Annotated in this window: 1 protein-coding gene; it reads left to right on the top strand. The window is 61.8% G+C overall.

The features are described 5' to 3' along the window. Positions 1-1160, top strand: a 1160-nt coding sequence (locus FJ957_RS31710) for an ISAs1 family transposase (protein WP_246686024.1), incomplete at its 5' end; no start/stop codon positions are given. Positions 1161-1167: the final 7 nt, after the last annotated feature.

The following is a 1167-nucleotide window of genomic DNA, read 5'->3' as shown; positions in this document are numbered from 1 at the left end:
GCAGGGGAATCGCATATGGCGCTTTTGGGGTTGAGTTTAGGCTGAGAAAGGATTCTTTGGAGAGGCAGTTGAGCGAAGGAGCGACTGCCATTTCCTGCCTTGAGAGCTACTTTGGTGCGGTGCCTGATCCCCGCGCGCCCAACGCCACGCACCGGCTTGGCGACCTGATCGTGATGATGATCGCGGCAAGCCTGTGCGGTGCCAGTAATGCGACGGAATTTGCCTTGTTCGCACAGGAGCGCAAGCAAGCGCTGTCGCGGCTGATCGACTATGACGCAGCTCCCAGCCACGACACTTTCTCGCGGCTGCTGCGCCTGCTCGATCCGGAGGCCTTCGGTCGCGCTTTTGCCGCCTTTGCCGCCGCTTTCGCCCGAGCCAGCCGAGAGACGCCCGAGGTGGTATCGCTTGACGGCAAGGCTTTGCGGCGGGCCTACGAGAAGGGCTTGGCAGCCAGTCCGCCGTTGACGGTGTCGGCCTTCGCGGCCGAGACCCGGCTGTGCCTGGCGGCAGTCTCGCCGAGTGATGGTGAGAACGAAGTCGAGGCCGCGCTCAAAGTCGTCGAACTCATTGATCTTACGGGCAGATTGGTCACCGCCGACGCGCTCCACTGTCATACCCGAATGGCTGCGGCCATTACCCAAAGAGGTGGCGATTACCTGCTTGCGCTGAAGGGCAACCGGCGTCATTGGCTGCGCCGTGCCAACTTGAAACTGGCCGACGCGACCCCTTCCATTGCCGAGCGGACCGAGACCAGCCACGGCCGCAACGAATGGCGGCAAGCCGAGATCGTGGCGGCGGCCGAGCCGCTGATGCCTGGCCATCTGGCCTTCATCCGCATCACCAGCCGACGCGATCAGGCCAAGCCGTTGATGCGCCTGTTCATGGCCTCCACGCTCATGTCGCCTCAGCAGGCGCTCGACCTCACTAGAGCTCATTGGCAGATCGAGAACGGCCTGCATTGGATGCTCGATGTCCATCTTGATGAGGATCTCAGCCGTGCCCGCAAGGACAATGCTCCCGCCAACACAGCCCTTCTCAATCGCCTCGCTAGAAACATCCTTCAGGCCGCCGATGCTGCCAAAGTCCCCATCAGCCATCGCATCAAGAAATGCGCCTGGAACGACGACTATCTCATCAATGCGATCACTCATATGCGATAGCCCTGCC

This window comes from Mesorhizobium sp. B2-4-6 (assembly GCF_006442775.1).
Taxonomy (GTDB): domain Bacteria; phylum Pseudomonadota; class Alphaproteobacteria; order Rhizobiales; family Rhizobiaceae; genus Mesorhizobium.
Note: the sequence above shows the minus strand (reverse complement) of the source record. Positions and strands in the feature narration are given on the sequence as shown.